This window comes from Cupriavidus sp. CuC1 (assembly GCF_044627735.1).
In the GTDB taxonomy this organism is placed as follows: domain Bacteria; phylum Pseudomonadota; class Gammaproteobacteria; order Burkholderiales; family Burkholderiaceae; genus Cupriavidus; species Cupriavidus ulmosensis.
In genome coordinates this window covers 1-7,889 of the sequence record NZ_JBIUHC010000269.1, presented here as the reverse complement: position 1 = coordinate 7,889, position 7,889 = coordinate 1, and the positions used below count along the sequence as shown (strand labels likewise).

General features: G+C 66.3%; 5 protein-coding genes. 1 reads left to right on the top strand and 4 read right to left on the bottom strand.

Features of this window, described 5'->3' with window-relative positions:
* Positions 1 to 257: 257 nt before the first annotated feature.
* Genes ACGLHR_RS49640 through ACGLHR_RS49630 form a run of 3 tightly spaced genes read right to left on the bottom strand, consistent with a single transcriptional unit; the run spans position 258 to position 5,914 of the window.
* Entirely contained in the window at positions 258 to 3,380 is a 3,123-nt protein-coding gene (locus ACGLHR_RS49640; RefSeq protein WP_400103232.1) for an efflux RND transporter permease subunit, read from the bottom strand.
* A gap of 13 nt (positions 3,381 to 3,393) precedes the next feature.
* On the bottom strand, positions 3,394 to 4,605 hold the full coding sequence (locus tag ACGLHR_RS49635) for an efflux RND transporter periplasmic adaptor subunit (protein ID WP_400103230.1): 1,212 nt from the start codon (positions 4,603 to 4,605) through the stop codon (positions 3,394 to 3,396).
* Positions 4,606 to 4,651: 46 nt separating this feature from the next.
* A complete protein-coding gene (locus tag ACGLHR_RS49630) occupies positions 4,652 to 5,914 on the bottom strand; it encodes a TolC family protein (protein WP_400103228.1) in 1,263 nt (420 codons plus the stop codon).
* A gap of 509 nt (positions 5,915 to 6,423) precedes the next feature.
* Here ACGLHR_RS49630 and ACGLHR_RS49625 point away from each other — a divergent pair.
* Positions 6,424 to 7,200 (top strand): sulfite exporter TauE/SafE family protein, encoded by a 777-nt coding sequence (locus ACGLHR_RS49625; RefSeq protein WP_400103226.1) that lies wholly within the window; start codon positions 6,424 to 6,426, stop codon positions 7,198 to 7,200.
* Here ACGLHR_RS49625 and ACGLHR_RS49620 read toward each other — a convergent pair.
* On the bottom strand, positions 7,197 to 7,682 hold the full coding sequence (locus ACGLHR_RS49620) for a GFA family protein (protein ID WP_318238484.1): 486 nt from the start codon (positions 7,680 to 7,682) through the stop codon (positions 7,197 to 7,199). The two genes, ACGLHR_RS49625 and ACGLHR_RS49620, sit on opposite strands and share 4 nt — an antisense overlap.
* Between the last annotated feature and the right edge of the window lie 207 nt (positions 7,683 to 7,889).

Sequence of the window (7,889 nt, the reverse complement as noted above, 5' to 3'; positions counted from 1 at the left end):
CTGAAGTTAACACCGTCAGATTGTGTTTACAAGTAGCACTGCCTTATCGAGGACGCCGATTTGTGGGCAAACCTCAGGCCCCTCAGGGGGAGAGGGCCGGGGAGAGGGGTGGCTTAGCTAGGAGCCACTTGAAGCGAAGCCCGTGGTGTTGTCCAGCACGCAGGCGTAACCAGCGCCCGCCCTCTCCCCCAGCCCTCCCGCCATGCGGGAGAGGGGGGACCACCCGCGTAATTCCAACTTTGTCAGCGGCAGGACGATCAGGCCGGCATCGACTCCGACAGCCGGTTCTCGTCTGCATTGCCGTTCTCTTCATCCGGCCAGTTGCGGCCGACCATCCACTCGTACAGCGTGGGCAGCACGATCAGCGTCAGCATGGTGGCGGTGATCAGGCCGCCGATGATGACGATGGCGAGCGGGCGCTGCGTTTCCGAGCCGATGGCGCGCGAGATGGCCATCGGGAACAGGCCCAGCATGGCCAGCAGCGCGGTCATCAGCACCGTGCGCAGGCGGTCCATCGAGCCGGTCAGCACGGCCTGGCGCACCGGCATGCCTTCGTCGCGCAGCTGGTTGAAGTAGGTCACCATCACCACGCCGTTGAGCACGGCCTGGCCGAACAGCGCGATAAAACCGATCGCAGCCGACACCGACAGCGGAATGCCGGTGATGAACAGCGCGAACACACCGCCGATCAGCGCGAACGGAATGTTCGAGATGATCAGGGTCGCGCTCTTGAACGACTTGAAGGCATTGAACAGCAGCAGGAAGATCACCAGCACCGACAGCGGCACCACGATCGACAGCCGCGCCATGGCGCGTTCCTGGTTCTCGAACTCGCCCGACCAGCTGATCTTGACGTCGTCGGCCTTGACGTTCTTGGCCACCAGCGCCTGCATGTCCTTCACCACGCTGCCCATGTCGCGGTCATGGATGAAGATGCCGATGGACGTGGTGCGCTGCCCGTTCTCGCGGCTGATGTTCATTGCGCCGGAAGCCGCGCGGAAGTGCACCAGTTGCGACAGCGGCACCTGTGCGCCGTCCGCCGTCTGCAAGAAGATATTCGGCAGGTTTGGCAGCTGGCGCTCGTTAGGCTTGAGGCGCACCGCCACGCTGAAGTGCTTCTCGCCCTCCCACAGCTCGGTGGCTGCCTTGCCGGCCAGCGCGGTCTCCATCAGGTCCTGCACGTCTCCCACGTTGATGCCGTAGCGGGCGGCCTGGGCGCGGTCGAAGTCCAGCACGTACTGCGGCAGCTCGCCGTCACGGTCGATAAAGGCGCGCATCACGCCCTGGACCGATTGCACGTTGGCGAGGATCTGGTCGGCCACGCGCTTGTTCTGCTGCAAGCTGTCGCTCTGCACCTTGATCACGATCTGGCCCTTGATCTGGGAGATGCTCTCAAGAATGTTGTCGCGCACCGGCTGCGAGAAATTAGGCTCGATGCCGGGCAGCTGGCGCAGGTTGGCGTTGATCTCGTTGATGATCTTGCGCTTGTCGTAGCCCGCGCGCCATTGCTTGTCGTTCTTCAGGTCGACCAGGATTTCAACGGTGTTGATCAGCTTGGGATCGGTGCCGTCATCCGGGCGGCCCACCTTGGAGATGGTGGTATTGACCTCGGGAGTCTTGCGAATCACGCCACGCAGGCGGCGAGCCTGGTCGCGCGCTTCGTCGAGGGACACTGAAGCGGGCAGGTCGAAGCTGACCCACATCGAGCCTTCATCCAGCTCCGGCAGGAACTCGCTGCCAAGGAACTTGCCCACGCCAACCGTTGCCACCAGAAGGCCAAGGGCGATGCCCACCACGGTGCGCTTGTGGTCCAGCGCCCAGGCCAGCATCGGCTCGTAGAGGCGCTTGCTATGGCGCACCATGAAGTTGTCTTCATGCGCGATGTTCTTGGTCAGCAGCAGATGGCACAGCAGCGGCACCAGCGTCAGCGAGATGATCAGCGAGCCGACCAGCGCACCCGTCACGGTATAGGCCATGGGCGCGAAGATCTTGCCCTCGTGGCGCTGCAGCGTAAAGATCGGGATGTGCGCGGCGATGATGATGATCATCGAGAACACGGTCGGGCGGCCCACTTCGGTGGTGGCCTGCAGGATGGCGTGCATGCGCGCGCGGCTGTCCTTGATCTGGGCTTCCTTCAGCTCGCCCAGCCGCTTGAAGATGTTCTCCACCACGATCACCGCGCCGTCCACGATGATGCCGAAGTCCATCGCGCCCAGCGACAGCAGGTTGGCGGGAATGCCCACCCAGGTCAGGCCGATGAACGTGGACAGCAGCGCCAGCGGAATCACGATCGCCACGATGGCCGCGGCGCGCACATTGGCCAGGAACAGGTACAGCACGGCCATCACCAGCAACGCGCCCTCGACCAGGTTGCCGAATACCGTATGCAGGGTCTTGTCGATCAGCGTGGAGCGGTCGTAGTAGGGCACGATCTTCACGCCCTTGGGCAGGATCGAGCTGTCCAGCAGGTCGATCCTCTTCTTGAGCGCTTCCAGCACCAGCGAGGGGTTTTCGCCCTTGCGCATCACCACGATGCCCGAGACGATATCGTCCTCGTCGTCCTGGCCCATCAGGCCCTGGGGCGGCGCGGAGCCGGTCCGGATCTCGGCAATGTCCTTGACCAGGATCGGCGTGCCATTGACTTCCGACACCACCACATCGGCGATATCGGCCGAGGTACGGAAGCTGCCCAGCGAGCGCAGCAGGAATTGCTGGCGCCCGTTGGCCACGGCGCCGCCGCCGGCGTTGGAGTTGGCGCGCTGCAGGGCGGTAAAGAGTTGCGCGAGCGAGATCTTGGCGTCGCGCATCTTCGCCAGGTTGGGGTTCACCTCGTACTGCTTGATGGTGCCGCCAATGGTGACAAGGTCGGCCACGCCCGGGACCTGGCGCAGGTTCTTCTCCACCACCCAGTCCTGCAGCGTGCGCAGTTCCTGCGCGCTGTAGCCCTTGCCGGTCAGGCGAAAGCGGAAGATCTCGCCGATGGCGGTGGACAGCGGCGCCAGCTCCGGCTGCACGCCGTCGGGCAGGTCCACCCCGCGCAGGCGCTCGATCACCTGCTGGCGGGCCACCACGTCGGTGGCCTTGTCATTGAAGGTGACCATCAGGAAGGACAGGCCGAACTGGGTGTGCGAGAACACCCGCACGGAGTTCGGCGTGCCGGCCAGCGCGGTCTCGATCGGGATCGTGACCTGGCGCTCGACTTCCTCGGCAGCGCGGCCCGGGTACAGCGTAATGACGTTGACCTGGATGTCGGAGACATCCGGGAAGGCTTCGATCGGCAGGTTCTTGAAGGCCGCAAGGCCACCCCCGATGAAGATGGCAAGGCCGAGCCAGACGAACAGCTTCTGGTGCAGGGCAAAATGGACGATGCGCGAAATCATGTGGCGGTCTTCCTCACTGCTTCGCGCTGGCGCTGCTGGCTTCGCTCGCGCGCGCCGCGTTGACCGCGGTGGCGTCTCGCAGGATGTCCTGCAGGTACAGGTTGCCGTCGGTCACCACCACGTCGCCATCCTTGAGCCCTTCCACCGCCTCGGCCATGCCGGGCAGCGACACGCCCAGCTTGATCTGCTTGCGCTCGAAGCGGTTCTGCGCCGTGCGCACGAACACAAAGTGGTGGTTCTCGGCCAGGAACACGGCCTTGGACGGCACCGCGATGCCCTGGAAGGAGGCGGCCTGCAGCTTGGCGGTGACGAACATCTCCGCCTTCAGGCGACGATCCTGGTTGGACACGGACAAGCGCACCTTGATGCTGCGCGCGGCAGGATCCACGTAATCGGCCACCTTGATCACCTTGCCGGCGAAGGTCTCGCCGGGATAGGCGGCCGAGACCAGTTGGACGGTCACGCCGGGCTTGAACAGGGCGATGTCGGCCTCGGCCGCGTCGACCTGCGCCCACAGTTCGCCGGGATCGGTCACCAGGAACAGCGGCGCGGTGGGCGGCTGGTCAGGGCGCAGCTCCATGCCGTTATTGATATTGCGCTCCACCACCAGGCCGTCGATCGGCGTGCGCAAGGCAAAGCGGTTGCTCGCGCCCTCGCCCTGCGCGCCGGCGCCGTACTGGCGCAAGGCTGCCTGGGTGCGCTGCAGGTCGGCATTGGCCCGGGCGGCATCGGCCTGGGTCTGCTCCAGGTCCTTTTGCGCCACGACGCCGGCACCGTACAGCTCGCGCTGGCGGGCCAGCGCCTTGCCGGCATAGGCGGCGTCGGCCGCGGCCTTGCGGGCGTCGGCCTGGGCCACGCCGAAATCGGTCGAGGTCAGCATGGCCAGCGCCTGCCCTGCCTTGACGTTGGTCCCCGGCTGCACCAGCACCTCGGTCACGCGCCCGGCGAACGGCGTCGACACGCGCACGGTGCGGTCTTCGTTCCAGACCAGGCGGCCCGGCAAGCTCAGCATGCGCTCGCCGCCGCTCTTGACGGTCTCGCCCACGATGCCGGGCAGGGTCCGCACGGTGGCCGGGAATTCAACGGTGTTGCCGCTGACCTTGGGTTCGTCGCTGGGGGGCGGGGCTTCCTTCTTGCCGCAGGCGGCGAGCGCCAGCGCGACCAGCGAAAACGCGACCAGCCGGGCGGCGACGCCATGGCGGGCCGTGGCACGTACGGGGGACATCGAAGGCGTAGCAGTCATCGGGACGGACATCGGAGCAGACACGGAATTAAGGACGCGGTACATCGGGGCGAGCCTGGGAATTGGGTGAGGACTGCAGGGCGGCGCGGTAAGCCGACAGGGATTTGGCGAAATCGCCTTGCGCGTTGACCGCATCCAGGCGCGTCTGGCGCAAGGCCCGGCGCGCATCGAGCAGCTCCAGCACGCTGCTGGCGCCCTTGGAGTAGGCAAACTCGGCGCTGCCGGCGACGCTCTCGGCGGTCGGCACCACGCCTTCCACCATCTGCTTGAGCGACAGGCGCGCGGCTTCGAGCTGGTTGCGCGAGCGCTCCAGCTCATTTTGCGCCTCGAGCAGCACACGGTTGCGCTCATCCAGCGCGGCGTAGTAATCGACCTCGGCGCGGCGGGCTTCGCCGCCAAAGCTGTGGCGCACGTAGAGCGGGATCGACACGAACACGCCGAAGCTGTTGCCGTTGCCGTTCTGGTTGGCGGCGGAAGCGGGATAGTGCTCGGCCTGCGCGCCCACGGTGACATCCGGCACGCGCCCGGCGCGGGCCAGGTCGCGCGCGCTGGCGGCGGCGGCCAGGCGGGCTTCGGCCGCGGCCACGTCCGGGCGGCGCTGCACGGTGTCGGCGTCGGGTTCGGGCACCGGCACGTCCAGGGCGGGCCAGTCGGGCGTCAGGCGGTTGTCGGCCAGCGTGCCGGGCACGCCGATGGCTTGCGCCAGCGCGGCCTTGTCGCTGGCATGGTCGGCCATGGCGCTGCGCAGGTCGGCTTGCGCACGCAGCACATCGAGCTGCAGCTTGGCCACATCGGCGCGCGACACGTCGCCCGCCTTCAGGCGGGCATCATTGGCCTGCTGGGTGCGGCCGTAGAGCGCCAGCGTCTCATTGAGCACGGCAACCCGTTCCTGGCTCACCAGTGCCTCATAGAATGCCTGGTCCACCAGGCTCGCCTGCTGGGTGATCACCGCCTGCAGCACTTCACCGGCGGCGCGGCTGGCGGCTTGCGCCGTATCCACGCGCAAGCCGCCCTTGTTGGCGGTCTCGATCACCTGGTCCACGCGCAGGGTGGAATCCACCGTCTTGCTGCGCGGGCCGCCCGAGTTGAAGCCTGCATGCGGGTTGATATTGGCCACGCCCAGGCTGAGCACGGGGTTGGGCCGCTGCGACGCAATCTGGATATCGGCCTGGCTGGCTTCCACATTGCGCCGCGCCGCGATGATGTCGCGGTTGCAGCGTACGGCATCCACCCGCACCTGGGCGAGAGTCACGACAGCTTTGGACGGCGGCGCCACGCAGGGGCCGTCCATCGGCAAGGGTGTGCTTTGCGGCACATTCGAGCCCGCCGCGGCAGCGCCTGCGAGGACACCGAGGAGGCTTAGCAGCAGAAAACGAGGAATGGAAAAAGGCACGATCAATCTGGCTCGGGTTCGACTTAAGAGTGCGGTAAACGACCATGCCCGCCGATCGGTGCACCGAGTCAGCGAATATTCACGCATCTCCTTGGAACCCGACGTGTACATGCCGGTATCCGGCAACGGCGAACGATCTCACGAGCGCATTCAAACCGAACCGCATTACAAATGCCTTTCACGCAGCCAACAAATTTGGTGAAAACCCCTCGAACGCCCCCGTTTCGAGGGAAAACCCTGACAAACAGTTGCTTTCATGACAAAACGAAGCGGCCCGCAGGCGGGCTGCCAAAGCCACACGTATCATTACGCGCTTCGCGCCTTTTGCCCCTGCCCAATGCCGGCCTCGGGCGTTATCACTCACCCCGCATGCACGTCGTTGCCGTTAGAGACGTCTCCCGTATTCCATGCCTGACCATTCCCTGCTGCCGTCTTTGCTGTCCGCCCTGTTGATCTTTGGCCTGGGCAGCGCGCTGGGCGCCGTGGGCGGGCTGTTCGGCATCGGCGGCGGGCTGATTGCCATTCCCGCGCTGGGCCTGCTCTATGGCATGGACCAGCAGCTGGCGCAGGGCACCGCCCTGGTGATGATCGCGCCCAATGTGCTGATCGGCTTCTGGCAATACCGCCGGCGCGCCGACATCGCGCTGCGCACGGCCGTCGTCCTCGGGCTGTCGGCGGTACTGGCGACTTATGCCTCGGCGCGCCTGGCCACCGCCATCGACGCCGTGTTGCTGCGCCGCATCTTTGCCTGCTTCATGATTGGCCTGGCGCTCTATTTCCTCTGGCGACTGCTGCCCGGGCGCGCCGCCACGGCGCAGCAGGCCCGCCTGTCACCGCGCTGGATTCCGGCGCTGGGCGTGGTCGGCGGCGCGTTCTCGGGCTTTTTCAGCGTGGGCGGCGGCGTGGTGGCGGCGCCTGCCCTGGTCGGGCTGTTCGGGTTCCGGCAGGCGGCGGCGCAAGGCTTGGCGCTGGCACTGGTCACGCCCGGCGCGGTGGTGGCGCTGGCCACCTATGCCCACGCCGGCCATGTCGACTGGGCCAGCGGCATCCCGCTCTCCCTGGGCGGCATGCTGACCATCTCGTGGGGTGTGGCGCTCGCCCACCGCATGCCGGAGCGGCGGATGCGCGCCGCGTTTGCCCTGTGCCTGATCGCCACCGCGGGCATCATGCTGGCACGCGGCTAACCTTGAAGGCCAAGGCGCTTGTGCCACTGCGCCAGGGACTCGGACGGCCAGGTGGCGCAATGCACGTGGCCCCGCCCCTTGGGCACATCGACCCAGGGCGCGGCAAAATCCAGCGCGGCTTCCACCACCTCCGGCGGCTTGGGCAGCGGCGTATCGATGGCGCACGCCTGCGGATGCACCAGCTCCGGCCAGCGCGGATCCCAGAGCCATAGCGCACTGCCGCACTTCAGGCAGAAATGCCGCTCGGCCGGCGAGCGGCGCGCGCGCTTGCCCGGCTCGCGCATTACCGCGTGATAGATGCCGATGTGCTTTTGGCCGCGAACCTTCAGCGTGGCGGCGTCACCGCCGAGGTTGATGGCATAGCCACCGCCGCCCGCCGTCTTGCGGCAGATCGAGCAGTGGCAATGCATGAACGGATAGGGCGAGTCGGACTCCAGGCTGAAGCTGACCGCACCGCAATGGCAGGAACCTTCGAGATGCATGGGATCTCCCGTGAGGACTGGGCGCCTTCATTCTAGACAGAATGTATTGACCTGCCGCTTGAGGTGCGGCAGGTCAATACATTCTGTCTAGCCCGCTAACGCGGGGGTGTCTGCTGTGGGCGGGGTTTTCATGCTTCTAGCTGCTGATGCAGAATAGCGTGAGTGGGCGATGTTTTAGCGCTTCTAGCTGCTGTCGCGGCTGTACGG